The organism is Kitasatospora sp. NA04385 (genome assembly GCF_013364235.1).
Taxonomy (GTDB): domain Bacteria; phylum Actinomycetota; class Actinomycetes; order Streptomycetales; family Streptomycetaceae; genus Kitasatospora.
In genome coordinates, this window is the sequence record NZ_CP054919.1 from 7,738,801 (window position 1) to 7,753,918 (window position 15,118).

Annotated in this window: 14 protein-coding genes; 11 read left to right on the forward strand and 3 right to left on the reverse strand. The window is 75.3% G+C overall.

Going from position 1 to position 15,118, the window contains the following annotated elements; genetic code table 11:
- Position 1: 1 nt before the first annotated feature.
- The 4 genes from HUT16_RS34220 (at position 2) to HUT16_RS34235 (ending at position 5,490) form a co-directional block, all read left to right on the forward strand.
- Complete coding sequence (locus HUT16_RS34220) at positions 2–616, forward strand: TetR/AcrR family transcriptional regulator (RefSeq protein ID WP_176191883.1); 615 nt, start codon at positions 2–4, stop codon at positions 614–616.
- A gap of 130 nt (positions 617–746) precedes the next feature.
- Positions 747–3,272, forward strand: coding sequence for a SpoIIE family protein phosphatase (locus HUT16_RS34225; protein WP_176191884.1), 2,526 nt, complete (start codon positions 747–749; stop codon positions 3,270–3,272).
- Between the two features lie 84 nt (positions 3,273–3,356).
- The gene (locus HUT16_RS34230; RefSeq protein ID WP_176191885.1) at positions 3,357–3,992 is read left to right on the forward strand and encodes a hypothetical protein; all 636 of its coding nucleotides are present in this window, start codon (positions 3,357–3,359) and stop codon (positions 3,990–3,992) included.
- A gap of 94 nt (positions 3,993–4,086) precedes the next feature.
- A complete protein-coding gene (locus HUT16_RS34235) occupies positions 4,087–5,490 on the forward strand; it encodes an MFS transporter (RefSeq protein WP_176191886.1) in 1,404 nt (467 codons plus the stop codon).
- A gap of 156 nt (positions 5,491–5,646) precedes the next feature.
- Here the strand turns inward: HUT16_RS34235 and HUT16_RS34240 are convergent, their stop codons facing one another.
- Complete coding sequence (locus tag HUT16_RS34240; RefSeq protein WP_176191887.1) at positions 5,647–7,308, reverse strand: FAD-dependent monooxygenase; 1,662 nt, start codon at positions 7,306–7,308, stop codon at positions 5,647–5,649.
- 237 nt (positions 7,309–7,545) lie between these two features.
- On the opposite strand from HUT16_RS34240, the gene HUT16_RS34245 reads away from it, so the two are divergent.
- The 7 genes from HUT16_RS34245 to HUT16_RS34275 are packed head-to-tail and all read left to right on the forward strand — an operon-like array spanning position 7,546 to position 12,708.
- On the forward strand, positions 7,546–8,682 hold the full coding sequence (locus HUT16_RS34245; protein ID WP_176191888.1) for a SchA/CurD-like domain-containing protein: 1,137 nt from the start codon (positions 7,546–7,548) through the stop codon (positions 8,680–8,682).
- Positions 8,683–8,734: 52 nt separating this feature from the next.
- The gene (locus HUT16_RS34250; protein ID WP_176191889.1) at positions 8,735–9,163 is read left to right on the forward strand and encodes a cupin domain-containing protein; all 429 of its coding nucleotides are present in this window, start codon (positions 8,735–8,737) and stop codon (positions 9,161–9,163) included.
- On the forward strand, positions 9,160–10,425 hold the full coding sequence (locus HUT16_RS34255; protein ID WP_176191890.1) for a beta-ketoacyl synthase: 1,266 nt from the start codon (positions 9,160–9,162) through the stop codon (positions 10,423–10,425). The genes HUT16_RS34250 and HUT16_RS34255 overlap by 4 nt, the downstream gene beginning before the upstream one ends.
- Complete coding sequence (locus tag HUT16_RS34260) at positions 10,422–11,642, forward strand: beta-ketoacyl synthase N-terminal-like domain-containing protein (RefSeq protein WP_176191891.1); 1,221 nt, start codon at positions 10,422–10,424, stop codon at positions 11,640–11,642. The genes HUT16_RS34255 and HUT16_RS34260 overlap by 4 nt, the downstream gene beginning before the upstream one ends.
- 25 nt (positions 11,643–11,667) lie before the next feature.
- Complete coding sequence (locus tag HUT16_RS34265) at positions 11,668–11,922, forward strand: acyl carrier protein (RefSeq protein WP_176191892.1); 255 nt, start codon at positions 11,668–11,670, stop codon at positions 11,920–11,922.
- 1 nt (position 11,923) lies between these two features.
- The gene (locus HUT16_RS34270; protein ID WP_176191893.1) at positions 11,924–12,382 is read left to right on the forward strand and encodes an SRPBCC family protein; all 459 of its coding nucleotides are present in this window, start codon (positions 11,924–11,926) and stop codon (positions 12,380–12,382) included.
- A gap of 5 nt (positions 12,383–12,387) precedes the next feature.
- Positions 12,388–12,708 (forward strand): TcmI family type II polyketide cyclase, encoded by a 321-nt coding sequence (locus HUT16_RS34275; protein ID WP_176193016.1) that lies wholly within the window; start codon positions 12,388–12,390, stop codon positions 12,706–12,708.
- A 94-nt stretch (positions 12,709–12,802) separates the two neighbouring features.
- Here HUT16_RS34275 and HUT16_RS34280 read toward each other — a convergent pair whose 3' ends face one another.
- Together HUT16_RS34280 and HUT16_RS34285 are read right to left on the reverse strand one after the other, a co-directional pair.
- Positions 12,803–13,918: a methyltransferase gene (locus HUT16_RS34280; protein ID WP_176191894.1), complete on the reverse strand. Its 1,116-nt coding sequence runs from the start codon at positions 13,916–13,918 to the stop codon at positions 12,803–12,805.
- Between the two features lie 63 nt (positions 13,919–13,981).
- Positions 13,982–15,094, reverse strand: a complete 1,113-nt coding sequence (locus tag HUT16_RS34285; RefSeq protein WP_176191895.1) for a nitrous oxide reductase family maturation protein NosD — start codon at positions 15,092–15,094, stop codon at positions 13,982–13,984.
- Positions 15,095–15,118 lie beyond the last annotated feature (24 nt).

Consider the following 15,118-nt stretch of genomic DNA (forward strand, 5'->3'; position numbering starts at 1 on the left):
GATGACGACCAGCGCCCCCGCCGCCCGCACGCCCCGGCAGGACCGCAGCCGGGCCACCCGCCGACGGCTGCTGGAAGCGGCGGTGGAGTGCCTGGCCGAGGTCGGCTGGAACGGGTCGACGGTGCTGGTGGTCGCCGAGCGGGCCGGGGTCACCCGGGGCGCGGCCCAGCACCACTTCCGCACCCGCGAGGACCTGTTCACCGCCGCCGTCGAGCACGTCGCCGCCGAACGCCTGGCCGCCGTGCTGGCCCGGGCCGAGCAGCTGCCGCCGCCCGGCCCGGCCCGCACCGAGGCGGTGGTGGAGATGATCGTCAGCCTGCACACCGGCCCGCTGTTCCGCGCCGGGCTGCACCTGTGGACGGCCGCCGCCACCGAACGCCGGCTGCGCGAACGCATCGTCAGCCTGGAGGACCAGGTGGGCCGGGAGGCGCACCGGGTGGTCGTCGAGTGCCTGGGCGCGGACGAGTGCGCCACCGGCGTCCGGGAGAGCGTCCAGGCCACCCTCGACCTGGCCCGCGGCCTGGGCCTGGCCAACCTGCTCACCGACGACGGGCCGCGCCGGGTCGGCGTGGTCCGCCAGTGGTCCCGGCTGCTGGACGCCGCGCTCACCGGCTGAAACCCGGCCGGGGCGGTCCGTGACCGGCAGTTGGGGGTCACACCCTTGCCCGAACCGGTCCGAATCGAGCACACTCACGTATTCGGTCCGACCGCCCGCACGACCACCAGTCGCCAGCGCCCGGCGGGCCGTGCAGTCTGGTGGAAGCCGGAACGACCGGCGGAACCGGGGAAGGTACCGGGCAGGTGGCCAACTGAGCACGCACGGCTTCGAACGCACGTCCGACCGCGACGCGGCGGGCGCCGCTCCCGCACGCCTGCCCGGGCACCGCCTGGTCCCGCTGGCCACCGCGCTGGTCCAGCAGGACGGCCGGATCCTGCACTGGAGCCAGGAGGCCGAGGCGCTCACCGGCTGGTCCGCCCAGGAGGCGATCGGCGCCCACCCGGTCCGGCTGCTGCTGCCCGAGCAGGACCGGGCCGCCGCCGAGCAGCTGTTCGACCGCCTGGTGGCCGGCCACGGCTGGTCCGGCACCCACCCCGTGCGCCGCCGCGACGGCTCCACCGTCGAGCTGGAGTTCCACACCTACCCGATCGCCGGCCCCGACGGCCGCACCCTGCTGCTGGCCACCGCCTCCGACGCCGAGGCGCTGCACGAGGTCGAGTCCGACCTGGCGGTCCTGGACGGCTTCTTCGACCAGTCCCCGATCGGCCTGGCCGTCTACGACACCGAGCTGCGCTTCGTCCGGCTGAACGAGGCGCTCGCCCGGATCAACGGCCTCAGCGCCGAGGAGCACCTCGGCCGCCGGATCTCCGCCGTGCTGCCCGGCATCAACGCGCACGAGATAGAGAACGTGATGCGGCAGGTGATCGCCACCGGCAAGCCGGTGGTCGACGCCCGCTCGCACGGCCGCGTCCCCGGCGACCCGCGCCGCGACCGGGCCTGGTCGGCGTCCTACTTCCGGCTGGAGGACTCCACCGGCAAGGTGCTCGGCGTCTCCTCCTCCATCATCGACGTCACCGAGCGCTTCCAGGCCGAGGCCCGCGCCTCCCGCGCCCAGGAGCGCCTGACCCTGCTCGCCTCGGCCGGCGCCCGGATCGGCACCACGCTCGACCTCAAGCGCACCGCCGAGGAGATGGTCGAGGCGATCGTCCCGAAGTTCGCCGACTTCGCCACCGTCGACCTGCTGGAACCGGTGCTGCGCGGCGAGGAGCCCGCCCCGATCCAGCCCGAGCGGTCCATCCAGGTCCGCGCCGTCGCGGTCGGCGAGGCGTACGGCTCCGGCCTGACCAACGTCTCCGACACCGTCGGCGGCACCACCGAGTACGGCCCGCACCGGGTCTACACCCAGTGCCTGCGCAGCGGCCGCCCGCTGCTCAAGCCGCACGTGGACGAGGAGGTGCTGCGCGGCCTGGTCCCCGACCCCGACCGGGTCGCCCCCGGCATCGCCGCCGGCATCCACTCCTACCTGCTGGTGCCGCTGATCGCCCGCGGCATGGTCCTCGGCGGCGCCGAGTTCGTCCGCACCCGCAACCCCGAGCCGTTCGGCGCCGCCGACGTCTCGCTCGCCGAGGAGCTCGTCGCCCGCACCGCCCTGGCCATCGACAACGCCCGGCTCTACCGGCGCGAGCGGGAGACCGCGCTCACCCTGCAGCGCAGCCTGCTGCCGCAGGAGATCCACCGCACCCTGGGCCTGGAGATCGCCCACCGCTACCTGCCCTCCAGCGTGGTCAGCGAGGTCGGCGGCGACTGGTTCGACGTCGTCCCGCTCTCCTGCGGGCGCGTCGCCCTGGTGGTCGGCGACGTGATGGGCCACGGCATCCGGGCCGCCGCCACGATGGGCCAGCTGCGCACCGTCGCCCGCACCCTGGCCACCCTGGACCTGCCGCCCGAGCAGGTGCTCGGCCGGCTCGACGAGACCGCCTCCGCGATCGGCGAGGGCCAGTTCGCGACCTGCGTGTGCGCCGTGTACGACCCCGTCGACCGCACCGTGGTGATCTGCTCGGCCGGCCACCTGCCGCCCGTGCGGGTCGACCCCGACGGCACCTCGCACGTCGTGGACCTGCCGCCCGGCGTCCCGCTCGGCGTCGGCGGCGGCGCCTTCGAGTCGATCGAGTTCACCCTGCCCCCCGGCGCCACCTTCGCGCTCTACACCGACGGCCTGGTCGAACGCCGCGGCCGCGACCTCGACGAGGGCATCGACCTGCTCGCCCGCACCCTCGCCACCCCCGGCCGCACCCTGGAGGAGAGCTGCGACGCCGCGCTCTCCGCCCTGGTCACCGACGGCACCGAGGACGACATCGCCATGATCATGGCCCGGGTGCTGCCCGTCCCCGCCGACCGGATCGCCACCCTGCTGCTGCCCAGCGAGGGCCCGCTGCCCGCCCGCGCCCGCCGCTTCACCCGCGCCACCCTGGACGCCTGGGGCCTGTCCGCGCTCACCGACTACGCCGAACTGGTGGTCAGCGAACTCGTCACCAACGCGCTGCTGCACGCCGACGCCCCGCGCCGCCTGCGGATCTTCCGCGACCGCACCCTCACCCTGGAGGTCTCCGACGCCGGCGGCCAGCCGCCCCGGCTGCGCAGCTCCGCCGAGGAGGACGAGGGCGGCCGCGGCATCCACCTGATCAGCGAGCTCGCGCACCGCTGGGGGAGCCGCCCCACCAAGCACGGCAAGGTGGTCTGGGCGGAGATCGAACTCCCGTACCGGGCGGGCTGACACCCGCCCGGGCGCGACCGCTCGCCCGGGACGCCGCGCTGACGGAGAGTCGGATCAACCACGCCGCCGACCGAAAGGCCCGCCGTGCACCTCCGCCTCCTCTCCGCCGCCGGTCTGCTCGCCCTCGCCGCCGGGGCGGCCGCCCTCGCCCCGGCCCTCGCCGACGAGCCCGCGCCGCAGCCCTCCCCGTCCCCGTCCCCGTCGCCCTCCCCGGCCGGGACGGAGCCGCCCGCGGAGAGCCCGTCACCCTCCCCGTCGTCCTTCCTGTCCCCGTCCCCGTCCCCGTCCTCATCCCCAGCCGCGCCGCTGCCGGACGGGGCCGGGACCGGGCAGCCCGGGGAGAGCGCGCCACCGGCCGCCCGGACCTCCGTCGCGATCACCGGCGCCGCCATCGACCCGAAGGTCCCCGGCCGGGTCCGGGTCGCCCTCGCCTACACCTGCGCGCCCACCGACCAGCCCCGCTCGCTGAACACCTCGGTCGAGCAGAACGACCCCGAGGACCCCGCCACCATCGCCTTCGGCTCCACCCGCACCTCGCCGACCCTGATCGTCTGCGACGGCGCCCCGCAGACCCAGAGCGTCACCGTCCAGTCCAAGACCAGCAACTGGCTCGCCGGCCCCGACTCGGTGGTGATCACCACGCTCACCGACCTCGGCGCCGCCCCGCCCGCCGCCGCCGACGCCCGCCGGATCCCGCTCGACCTGCCGCCCGCCCCCTGACACGGAGTCAGCCGACCGGCCCCCGTCCCCGGCGCGCCGCCCGCCCGCCGCCGCCGGCGCCTCCGAGACTGGACGCCGGACGAAGGGACCCCGCATGACCACCCAGCCCACGACAGTCGGTGCCCAGGCTCCCGAGGTGCGCCGCTGGCGGGCCCTCGCGGTGTGCCTGGTCGCCGGGTTCATGACCCTGCTCGACGTGTCGATCGTCAACGTCGCCCTGCCGTCCGTGCGCAGCGGACTGCACATGTCCGAGGCCGGACTCCAGTGGGTGCTCTCCGGCTACTCGCTGGCCTTCGGGCTCGTCCTGGTCCCGGCCGGACGGCTCGGCGACGCGGTCGGCCGCCGCCCGGTCTTCCTGACCGGCCTCGCCCTGTTCACCGCCACCAGCGCGCTGGCCGGCGCCGCCCAGGGCGAGGCCTGGCTGGTCGTCGCCCGGCTGTTGCAGGGCATGTCCGGCGGGCTGCTCGTCCCGCAGGTCTCCGGCTTCATCCAGCAGCTGTTCCGCGGCGACGAGCGGGCTCGCGCCTTCGGCCTGCTCGGCACCACCATCGGCTTCTCCACCGCGGTCGGCCCGCTGCTCGGCGGCCTGCTGATCGCCGCGTTCGGCACCGCCGAGGGCTGGCGCTGGGTGTTCTACGTCAACCTCCCGATCGGCATCGCCGTCCTGCCCTTCGCCCACCGGCTGCTGCCCGCGCCCACCCCCGACACCTGCGCCCGCCGCGACTTCGACCCGGTCGGCGTGCTGCTGCTCGGCATCGGCACCGTCCTGCTGCTGCTCCCGCTGGTCCAGGCCCAGTGGCACGACGCCCGCAAGTGGCTGCTGCTGGCGGGCTCCGCGCTCGTCCTGGCCGCCTTCGCCCGGTGGGAGCACCACTACGCCCGGCGGCGCGAACCGCTGGTCCACCCGGAGCTGTTCCGCACCCGCTCCTTCACCGGCGGCGCGCTGGTCTCCCTGCTCTACTTCGCCGGGTTCACCGCGGTCTTCTTCGTCTTCACCCTCTACCTGCAGTCCGGCCGCCACTACACGGCCCTCCAGGCCGGCCTGGCCATCACCCCCTTCGCCCTGGCCTCCGCGGTCGCCTCCACCGTCGGCGGACGCCTGGTCACCCGCCACGGCCGCCGGCTGATCGCCCTCGGCCTCACCACCGTCGCCGTCGGCCTCGCCCTGGCGGCCCTCGCCGTCCACCTCTTCGACGGCCCCGAGGTCGGCTGGGCCACCGCCCTCCCGCTGCTGCTGGCCGGCCTGGGCAGCGGCCTGGTCGTCTCCCCGAACCAGGCGCTCACCCTCGACGAAGTCCCCGTCGCCCGGGCCGGCTCCGCCGGAGGGGTCCTGCAGACCGCCCAGCGGATCGGCTCCGCCGCGGGCATCGCCACCGTCGGGTCCACCTTCTTCTCCCACCTGCACACCCCCGCGGACTACCCCGCGGCCTTCCAGCTCAGCCTCGCGGTCGTCCTCGCCTTCGTCCTGCTCGCCCTGCTGGCCGCCACCCGCCACTGAAACGGCCCCGGGGAGGGGACGGACCAGCGGCTCGGCCGAGAACGGCGGAGCGCGACACCAGGGCCCCGGGAAGCGGCGGCACGCACCGGCGGTGCACCGTCGGCAGCCACCGCCCCGCCGTTCCCCGAGCCCCTGAACGCGCGTCCTTCCCGGGCCCTACAGCCCCGCGACGCCCCGCACCGCGACCCGCAGCGCCGCCGCCGGGTCGCCGACCGGGCTGCTCGCCCGCCAGCCGACGAAGCCGTCGGGGCGCACCAGCACCGCGCCGCCCTCGCGCAGCCCGTAGACCGCGGGCCAGCCGCTCGGCCCGGCCGGGCGGGGGCCGGCCACGGGGGCGGCGGGGACGGGCTCGGGGACGAGGTCCCCGCCCTCGCCGACCAGCAGGCACCGGATCGGCACCCCCGTCTGCTCGGAGACCGCCCGGGCCGCCTCCGGCCACTCGGCGCCGCCCGCCGCGGGCGCCAGCAGCACCGGCTCGCGTTCGAACAGGTCCAGGGTCGACAGCCGCCGCCCGTCGCGGTCGCGCACCCACAGGTGCGGGGCCCGGGTGCCGACCTCGCCGGTCGCGGCGAAGCGCTCCGGGACGACCCCCGCGGTGGCGTCCGCGCCGACCAGCGCGCCCTCGGTGTAGCGGTAGCCGAGCGCCACCGCCAGGACGTTGGTGCGCGGACCCCCGACCGGCGCCGCGTCGAAGCCGGGGTGCTGGTGCTCCACCGAGCGCGCCGCGGCCCGGGCCGCGGTCTGCACGGCGACCGGCCGCCGCTCCGTCCCGTACGACTCCAGCAGGCGCGGCCCGCCCCAGCCGTCCAGCACCGCGGCCAGCTTCCAGGCCAGGTTGTGCGCGTCCTGGATGCCGGTGTTGGAGCCGAACGCCCCGGTGGGCGGCATCTCGTGGGCGGAGTCGCCGCACAGCAGGACCCGCCCGGCCGCGTACCGGTCGGCGACGCGCTCGGCGGCGTGCCAGGGCGCCCGGCCGGTGATCTCCACGTCCAGGTCGGGGACGCCGGCCGCGGCCCGGATGTGGGCCGTGCACCGGGCGTCGGTGAAGTCCTCGACCCGCTCGCCGCGCTCGGGGTGCCAGGGCAGGTGGAAGACCCACTGCTCGCGGTTGTCGACGGGCAGCAGCGCGCCCGCGCCGGCCGGGTCGGTCAGGTAGCAGGCGATGAACAGCCGGTCGCCGACCACCTCGGCGAGCCGCTTGGCCCGGAAGGTGACCGAGACGTTGTGGAACAGGTCGCCGCGCCCGGACTGCCCGATGCCCAGGCGCTCCCGGACGGGGCTGCGGGGCCCGTCCGCGGCGACCAGGTAGTCGGCCCGCACCTCGCGCTCCTCGCCGGTGGCCCGGTCGCGCAGCAGCGCCGTCACCCCGTCGGCGTCCTGCTCGAAGGAGACCAGCTCGGTGTTGAAGCGGATGTCGCCGCGCCGGGCGGCGTGCCGCGCCAGCACCGGTTCGAGGTCGTTCTGGCTGCACAGGCACCACCCGGACGGGCTGAACCTGGCCAGGCCGCCGCCCGGGTCGATCTCCCGGAACAGCCACTCCTGCTCGCCCCCGGAGAGGGTCTCGGCCTGCAGGATGCCGTGGTTGTCGGCCAGCACCGACGCGGCGGCCCGGATGTCGTCCTCCACCCCGGCGACCCGGAACAGCTCCATGGTGCGGAGGTTGTTCCCGCGGCCGCGGGGGTGCCGGGAGGTCTCGGCGTGGCGCTCCACCAGCAGGTGGGGGACGCCCAGCCGGCCGAGGAAAAGCGAGGCGGACAGTCCGACCAGCGAACCGCCCGTGATCAGGACCGGGACCCGGTCCGCCATCTGTGTGTTCATCAGCTCTGCTCCATCCGTGCGGGGCGCCGGACGCGCCCGGCCCGCCATCCGTTCCCCGTCGCCGACGGGCACGCAGGGTGCTTCGCCCGGATGGCCCCGAAGTCTCGCGCGGGCCCCGTCCGCACCCTGACGATCGAGGGCGAACCGTCGCCCCGCCCGGCCGTCCGCGACCCGCGTCCGGAGCCGGACAGGGGCCCTTCGGGAACGAACCGCGAACCGACGACAGGAACCCCCGCCATGACCCTGCTCTCCACCGCCGAGGAGACCGCGACCACCGTCGACCGCCCCACCACGGGCCGGCTCCGGGTGGTCCTGATGCTGGACGTCCACGACGGCGCCCAGGACCGCTTCCTGGAGGCGTACGAACTGCTGCGCTACCAGGTCTCGGCCGTCCCCGGCCACGTCAGCGACCAGCTCTGCCAGTCGATCGACGACCCGTCCCGCTGGCTGATCACCAGCGAGTGGGAGAGCGCCGAGCCGTTCCTGGCCTGGGTGGACAGCCCGGCCCACCGCGAGATGGTCAAGCCGATGCACGGCTGCGTCAGCGACACCCGCTCGCTGCGCTACAGCGTGCTGCGCGAGACCCGCGGCGCCACCGCCACCGACACCACCGCCACCCCGCTGCGCCCCGGCGAGCACCACCCCGCCGTGCCCGGCACCCCCCGGCCCGGCCCGGACGGCGTGGTCCGGCACGCGCTCAGCTTCACCGTCAAGCCCGGCGCCGAGGCCAAGGCCGCCGAACTGCTCTCCGGCTACCGCTCCCCGCAGGCCCGGGTCGACGACACCACCCGCCTGCTGCGCACCTCGCTGTTCATGCACGGCAACCGGGTCGTGCGCTGCGTCGAGGTGGCCGGCGACCTGCCCACCGCACTGCGGCACGTCGCCCGGCAGCCCGGGGTGCGGGCCGTCGAGGAGGCGATCAACCCGTACCTGGAGGAGGACCGCGACCTGGACGACCCGATGTCCGCCCGCGACTTCTTCCAGCGCGCCGCCCTGCCCGCCGTCCACCACCACGCCGCCCTGAAGACCGGCCCGGTGCAGCGGCACGCCTACCTGTACCCCGTCCGCCCCGGCACCGGCGCGGTCCTCGCCGAACTGCTCTCCGAGGAGGACGAGCACGCGGTCGCCGACCCCGGCAGCCCGCTGGTGCGCGCCACCCTCTACCGGTACGAGGACCTGGTGGTCCGGCTGGTCGACCTGCTCGGCGACCCCGCGGCCGACCCGGCCGCCGCCCTCGGCCTGGCCGGCCCGCGCTCGGCCGCCGTCCTCGGCAAGCTCGCCGGACCCGCCGAGCGCACCCCCGACGGCCTGCGCCGCCTGCTCGCCGAGTGCGCGATGACCCTCGTCACCGACCGCAGCTCGGCCGAGGACTGACCCCCCCCCCCCCCGCATGACCACCCACCCCCGCCACGAGAGGAAGTCCACCGTGACCACCGAGATGCCACGTGTCATCCACGTCGACGACGCGCCCCCCAACCGCAAGCGCGGCGGGGACCTGCGGGCCATGCTGACCCCGCCGGCCTGCGGCGCGACCAGCGGATTCATGGGAGTGGCCATCGTCGAACCGGGGGAGCGGATCGGCGAGCACTACCACCCGTACTCCGAGGAGTTCGTGTTCGTGATCTCCGGCGAGCTGGAGGTCGACCTGGACGGCGTGCCGCAGCGGCTGCGGCCCGACCAGGGGATGATGATCCCGATCGGGATGCGGCACCGCTTCCGCAACGTCGGCAGCACCGAGGCCCGGATGGTCTTCCACCTCGGACCGCTCGCCCCGCGCCCCGAGCTCGGGCACGTCGACACCGAGGAGACCGTCACCGAGGCGGGACCGCCGGAACCGGCCGGGGCGGCCTCGTGACGCGCCGGGTCGCGGTGACCGGGATCGGGGTCGTCGCCCCCGGCGGCATCGGCGTCACCCGGTTCTGGTCACTGCTCACCGAGGGCCGCACGGCCACCCGCGGCATCACCTTGTTCGACCCGGAGGGCTTCCGCTCCCGGATCGCGGCCGAGTGCGACTTCGACCCCGCCGCGCACGGCCTCACCCCCGAACAGACCGCCCGCAACGACAGGTACGTGCAGTTCGCCCTGGTCGCCGCCGCCGAGGCGGTCGCCGACGCCGGACTCGACCCCGAACGCGAGGACCCCTGGCGGATCGGCGTCTCGCTCGGCACCGCCGTCGGCGGCACCACCCGGCTGGAGCGCGACTACGTCCTGGTCAGCGGCCGCGGCGAGCACTGGGACGTCGACCACGCCCCCGCCGCCCCGCACCTGGAACGGGCGTTCTCCCCCTCCACCCTGGCCTCCGCCGTCGCCGAACAGATCGGCGCCCACGGCCCGGTGCAGACCGTCTCCACCGGCTGCACCTCCGGCCTGGACGCCGTCGGCTACGCCGCGCTCGCCATCGAGGAGGGCCGCGCCGACGTGGTCCTCGCCGGGGCCTGCGACTCGCCGATCTCCCCGATCACGGTCGCCTGCTTCGACGCCATCAAGGCCACCTCGGCCCGCAACGAGGACGCCGAGCACGCCTCCCGCCCCTTCGACGCCGGACGGGACGGCTTCGTCCTCGGCGAGGGCGGCGCCGTCCTGGTGCTGGAGGAGTGGGAGCACGCCAAGCGGCGCGGCGCCCGGATCTACGCCGAACTCGGCGGCTTCGCCACCTTCGGCAACGCGTACCACATGACCGGCCTCACCCAGGACGGCCTGGAGATGTCCCGGGCCATCGACCGGGCGCTGGCCCACGCCGGACTCCACGGCGAGGCCGTCGACTACGTCAACGCGCACGGCTCCGGCACCAAGCAGAACGACCGGCACGAGACCGCCGCCGTCAAGCGCTCCCTCGGCGAGCACGCCAGGCGCACCCCGATGAGCTCCATCAAGTCGATGGTCGGGCACTCGCTCGGCGCGATCGGCGCCATCGAACTCGTCGCCTGCACCCTGGCCCTGCACCACGGCGTCGTCCCGCCCACCGCCAACTACACCGAGCGCGACCCCGAGTGCGACCTGGACTACGTCCCCCGCACCGCCCGCGAACTGCCGCTGCGCCACGTGCTGTCGGTCGGCAGCGGCTTCGGCGGCTTCCAGTCCGCGGTGGTGCTGAGCAAGGTGGAGGCGGCCGCATGACCGAACGCTGCGCGGTGATCACCGGCATCGGGGTGGTCGCCCCCAACGGCATCGGCGCCGACGACTACTGGAAGGCCCTGTGCGAGGGCCGCTCGGCGCTCGGCCCGATCGACCGGGAGGGCTGCGAGCACCTCCCGCTCCGGATCGCCGGCCTGGTGCGCGGCTTCGACGCCGAGGAGTACGTCGAGGCGCGCTACCTGGTCCAGACCGACCGGTTCACGCACTTCGCGATGGCCGCCGCCGAACTCGCCATGGCCGACGCCGACCTGGCCGACCACCCCGACGACCCGTTCGGCGTCGCCGTGGTCACCGCGGCCGGCTCCGGCGGCGGCGAGTTCGGCCAGCGCGAACTCCAGCACCTGTGGGCCGAGGGGCCGCACCACGTCGGCCCCTACCAGTCGATCGCCTGGTTCTACGCCGCCTCCACCGGCCAGATCTCCATCCGCGGCGGCTTCAAGGGCCCCTGCGGCGTGGTCGCCTCCGACGAGGCCGGCGGCCTCGACGCGCTCGCCCACGCCGCCCGGGCCGTCGCCCGCGGCACCGACGCCGTGCTGGCCGGCGCCGCCGAGGCACCCATCGCCCCCTACTCGATGGTCTGCCAGCTCGGCTACCCCGGGCTCTCCACCAGCGAGGACCCCGAACGCGCCTACCGCCCGCTGGGCAGCGACGCGGCCGGGTTCGTCCCCGCCGAGGGCGGCGCGATGTTCGTCGTCGAGGACGAGCACAGCGCCCGGCTGCGCGGCGCCCGCCCGCGCGCCCGGATCGCCGGCCACACCGCGACCTTCACCGGCGCGGCCCGCTGGGCCGAGAGCCGCGAGGGGCTCGCCCACGCGGTCCGCGGCGCCCTCGCCGAGGCGCGCTGCGCCCCCGACGAGGTCGACGTGGTCTTCGCCGACGCCCTCGGCGTCCCGGAGGCCGACCGGGCCGAGGCGCTCGCCCTCGCCGACGTGCTCGGCGAGCACGCCGAACGCGTCCCGGTCACCGCCCCCAAGGCCGGCCTCGGCCGCGCCCACTGCGGCGCCCCCGCGCTGGACGTCGCCGCCGCCGTGCTCGCCCTCGAACACGGCCTGGTCCCGCCTACCCCGCACACCGCGGACAGCCCGCACGGCCTCGACCTGGTCACCGGCCGCCCGCGCGCCGCCGGCCTGCGCACCGCCCTGGTGCTCAGCCGCGGCCTGATGGGCTCCAACTCCGCCCTGGTGCTGCGCCACCCCTGACCCGCCCGACCCCAAGGAGCACGACATGGCCTCCGAGATCACCTACGAGGAACTCGCCACCCTGATCAAGACCCGGGCCGGCGTCGCCGTCACCGTCGACGAACTCGCCGACCCCGGCCGGATGTTCCTCGACCTGGGCGTCGACTCGCTCGGCGTGCTCGGCGTCCTCTCCGACGTGGAGAACCGCTACGGCGTCTCCATCGACTCCGCCGACCTGCTCGGCCGCCCCGTCGCCGAGTTCCTGCAGACCGTCAACTCCTCCGTGAAGGCTGGTGCCTGAGATGCCCGGACACACCGACAACACGATCGTCATCAACGCCCCCGTCGACCTGGTCTGGGACGTCACCAACGACCTGGAGAACTGGCCGCAGCTGTTCAGCGAGTACGCCTCGGTCGAGGTCCTCGACCGGCAGGACCAGCTGGTCCGCTTCCGGCTCACCATGCACCCCGACGAGAACGGCCAGGTCTGGAGCTGGGTCTCCGAGCGCGAGGCCGACCGCGACAAGCTCACCGTCCGGGCCCGCCGGGTCGAACCCGGCCCGTTCGAGTTCATGGAGATCCGCTGGGAGTACGAGGAGCACCCGCAGGGCACCAGCATGCGCTGGATCCAGGACTTCGCGATGAAGCCCACCGCCCCCGTCGACGACCTCGGCATGACCGACCGGATCAACCAGAACTCCAAGGTCCAGATGGAGCTGATCCGCGCCAAGGTCGAGCACCGCGCCGGAGCGGTCGGATGAACGACGTGCACCGCTCCCTGATCGTCGCCCGGATGAAGCCCGGCACCGCCGACCACATCGCCGGCGTCTTCGCCGACTCCGACCGCGGCGAGCTGCCCGGCCTGATCGGCGTCACCAGCCGCAGCCTGTTCCAGTTCGGCGACGTCTACCTGCACCTCATCGAGTCCGAGCGCCCCGCCGGACCGGAGGTCGCCAAGTACGCCCGGCACCCCGACTTCCGCGACGTCAGCGAACGCCTCGCGGTCTACGTCGACGCCTACGACCCGGCGACCTGGCGCAGCCCCGAGGACGCCATGGCGCACGAGTTCTACCGCTGGAACCGCTGAACCCGCGCCGGACGGCAGGGACGGCGTCGTGAGCTGAACCCCGCGCGGAAGGGGCCGCCCGGAGACCTCCGGGCGGCCCCTTCCGCGCGTCCCGTTACGGCACCGTGCAGGAGAAGGCGTGCAGGTACGGGTTGACCGGGGCGACCGCGTCCAGGACCAGGCCCGACTCGGCGATCAGGGCGGTCAGGCTGCCCAGGGTGTGCTTGGCGCCGCCGACGTTCAGCAGCAGCAGCAGGTCCATCGCGGTGGTGAACCGCATCGAGGGGGAGTCGTCCACCAGGTTCTCCACGATCACCACCCGGGCCCCCGGCCGGGCCACCTCGCGCAGGTTGCGCAGCGTCCGGCGGGTCGAGTCGTCGTCCCACTCCAGGATGTTCTTCACCAGGTACAGGTCCGCCTGCACCGGCACGGCGGTGCGGCAGTCACCCGGCACCAGCCGGGCCCGCCCGGCCAGCGCACCGCCGGGCAGCAGCCGCGGGTCCGCGTGCTCCACCACCTTCGGCAGGTCCAGCAGGGTGCCGTGCAGGCCGGGGTGGCGCTCCATCAGCTCGGCCAGCACCTGGCCCTGCCCGCCGCCGACGTCGGCCACCGAGGAGACGCCCGACAGGTCCAGGAAACCGGCCAGGTCCTGCGCGGACTGGCGGCTGGACTGGGTCATCGCCCGGTTGAACAGCGCCGCGGACTCCGGCGCGTCGTCGTGCAGGTACTGGAAGAACTCCTTGCCGAACGCGTCGCCGAACACGCTGCGCCCGGTGCGCACCGCGTCGTCCAGCCGGGACCAGGACTGCCACGTCCACGGCTCGGTGCACCACAGCGCGATGTCGCGCAGGCTGCCCTGCTCGTCGGAGCGCAGCAGGCGCGACAGCGGGGTGTGCCGGTAGCGGCCGTCGGCGTCCTCGGCGAACACCTCGTAGCAGGCCAGCGCGCGCAGCAGGCGGCGCAGCGGGCCGGGCTCGACGCCCAGCCGCTCGGCCAGCTGCTCGGCGCCGGCGGGCTCCTCGTCCAGCGCGTCGGGCAGCCGCAGGCTGGCGGCGGCGCGGACCGCGCCCGCGCAGGCGGCGCCGAACACCAGCTCGCGCAGCAGCATCGCGGGCGGGACGGCCGCGGAGGGCGCCTGACCTGCGGTGTTGACGGTGCTCGCGGTGTTCGCGGTGCTGGGCGGGGCGGTCGTGCTGGTCGGGGCGGTCGTGCTGGTCGGGGCGGTGGTCATGGGCGTGGCCTTTCGTCGGATGTGGTGGATGGGGCTGGGAGGGGGACCGGAGGTTGCGGGGCGTCAGCAGCGGCCCGCGGGCTCGGAGCTGCCGCAGGCGTTGTCGGCGAACGCGTTGCCGGTGCCGCGCGGGTCCCGGTCGGCCAGGTCGGCGGGCAGGTTCCCGCTCAGCGCGTTGCCGGTGACGGCGGCCCGGGCGTTGGGCGCGCCGACCGCGCTCGGGTACAGCACGATGCCGCCGGACATCGGCGACGTCCCGCTGTGGTCGGAGACTTGGTTGCCGGTGACGGCGACATCCTCGGTGCCGGTCAGCAGGATGCCGGTGCCCTGGACGGAGTCGAGCCGGGGGATGGGCGGGCAGTACCGGTTGTTGGCCCGCACCACGTTGTCCCGGACGGTCAGCGCCCCGGCCCGCGGCACCCCGTCGTCGCCGACCACGAACACGCCGCCGCAGTTCCCGTACGCCAGGTTGGCCTCCACCGTCAGGTCGCGGACCCGGCGCAGCTGGAGCCCGATCCGGTTGCCGGTCAGCCGGTTCTCGGACACCACGGTGCCCCGGGTCTCCAGCGCGCCGCCCTTGCGGTCGTACCAGTTGGCGACGAAGATCCCGGCCTGGCCGTTGTCCCTGGCCTCGTTGTCGGTCAGCGCGGTACGGGTCGACATCTCGACACTGATGCCCTGCCGTCCGTTGTCGTGCACGGCCACCCGGCGCACCGTCAGGCGGTCGGTGACGGCGGCGCCGATGCCGTTGCGGGGGAAGCCCGCCACCGTCAGCGACTCCACCACCGCCCCCGACAGCGTCCGCACCGGCACGCCCCGGTCGTCCGCGCTGCCCGTCACGCAGATGCCGTCACCGGCCTGCGCGCAGCTGCCGCGGTCGGCCGGATCGGGCACCAGGACGGTGCCCGCGCCCTGCCCGCGCAGGGTCACGCCGTCGGTGGAGAGCGTCACGCTGCCCGGGTAGCGGCCCGCGGCGAGCTCCACCACGTCACCCGGGGCGGCCGCGTCCAGCGCGGCCTGCACGGAGGAGCCGGGGGCGACCCGGTACACGGTCGGACCGGTCGGGGCGGCCGCCGCCGGGGCGGCGGCCAGGGCGGCGGGCACCGAGGCGGCGCAGCAGAACAGGACGGCGGCGACCCGCACCAGCGGGCGCGTCGGGGCGAGGAGAGGAGTCATCGAAGAGGAGCCGGCTTCCGGAAG

Excerpts from the sequence above, each read along its gene's own strand:
- HUT16_RS34260 (WP_176191891.1), top strand. The coding sequence starts at position 10,422 with ATGACCGAACGCTGCGCGGTGATCACCGGCATCGGGGTGGTCGCCCCC.
- HUT16_RS34270 (WP_176191893.1), top strand. The coding sequence starts at position 11,924 with ATGCCCGGACACACCGACAACACGATCGTCATCAACGCCCCCGTCGAC.
- HUT16_RS34235 (WP_176191886.1), top strand. The coding sequence starts at position 4,087 with ATGACCACCCAGCCCACGACAGTCGGTGCCCAGGCTCCCGAGGTGCGC.
- HUT16_RS34285 (WP_176191895.1), bottom strand. The coding sequence starts at position 15,094 with ATGACTCCTCTCCTCGCCCCGACGCGCCCGCTGGTGCGGGTCGCCGCC.
- HUT16_RS34245 (WP_176191888.1), top strand. The coding sequence starts at position 7,546 with ATGACCCTGCTCTCCACCGCCGAGGAGACCGCGACCACCGTCGACCGC.
- HUT16_RS34220 (WP_176191883.1), top strand. The coding sequence starts at position 2 with ATGACGACCAGCGCCCCCGCCGCCCGCACGCCCCGGCAGGACCGCAGC.
- HUT16_RS34265 (WP_176191892.1), top strand. The coding sequence starts at position 11,668 with ATGGCCTCCGAGATCACCTACGAGGAACTCGCCACCCTGATCAAGACC.
- HUT16_RS34280 (WP_176191894.1), bottom strand. The coding sequence starts at position 13,918 with ATGACCACCGCCCCGACCAGCACGACCGCCCCGACCAGCACGACCGCC.
- HUT16_RS34240 (WP_176191887.1), bottom strand. The coding sequence starts at position 7,308 with ATGAACACACAGATGGCGGACCGGGTCCCGGTCCTGATCACGGGCGGT.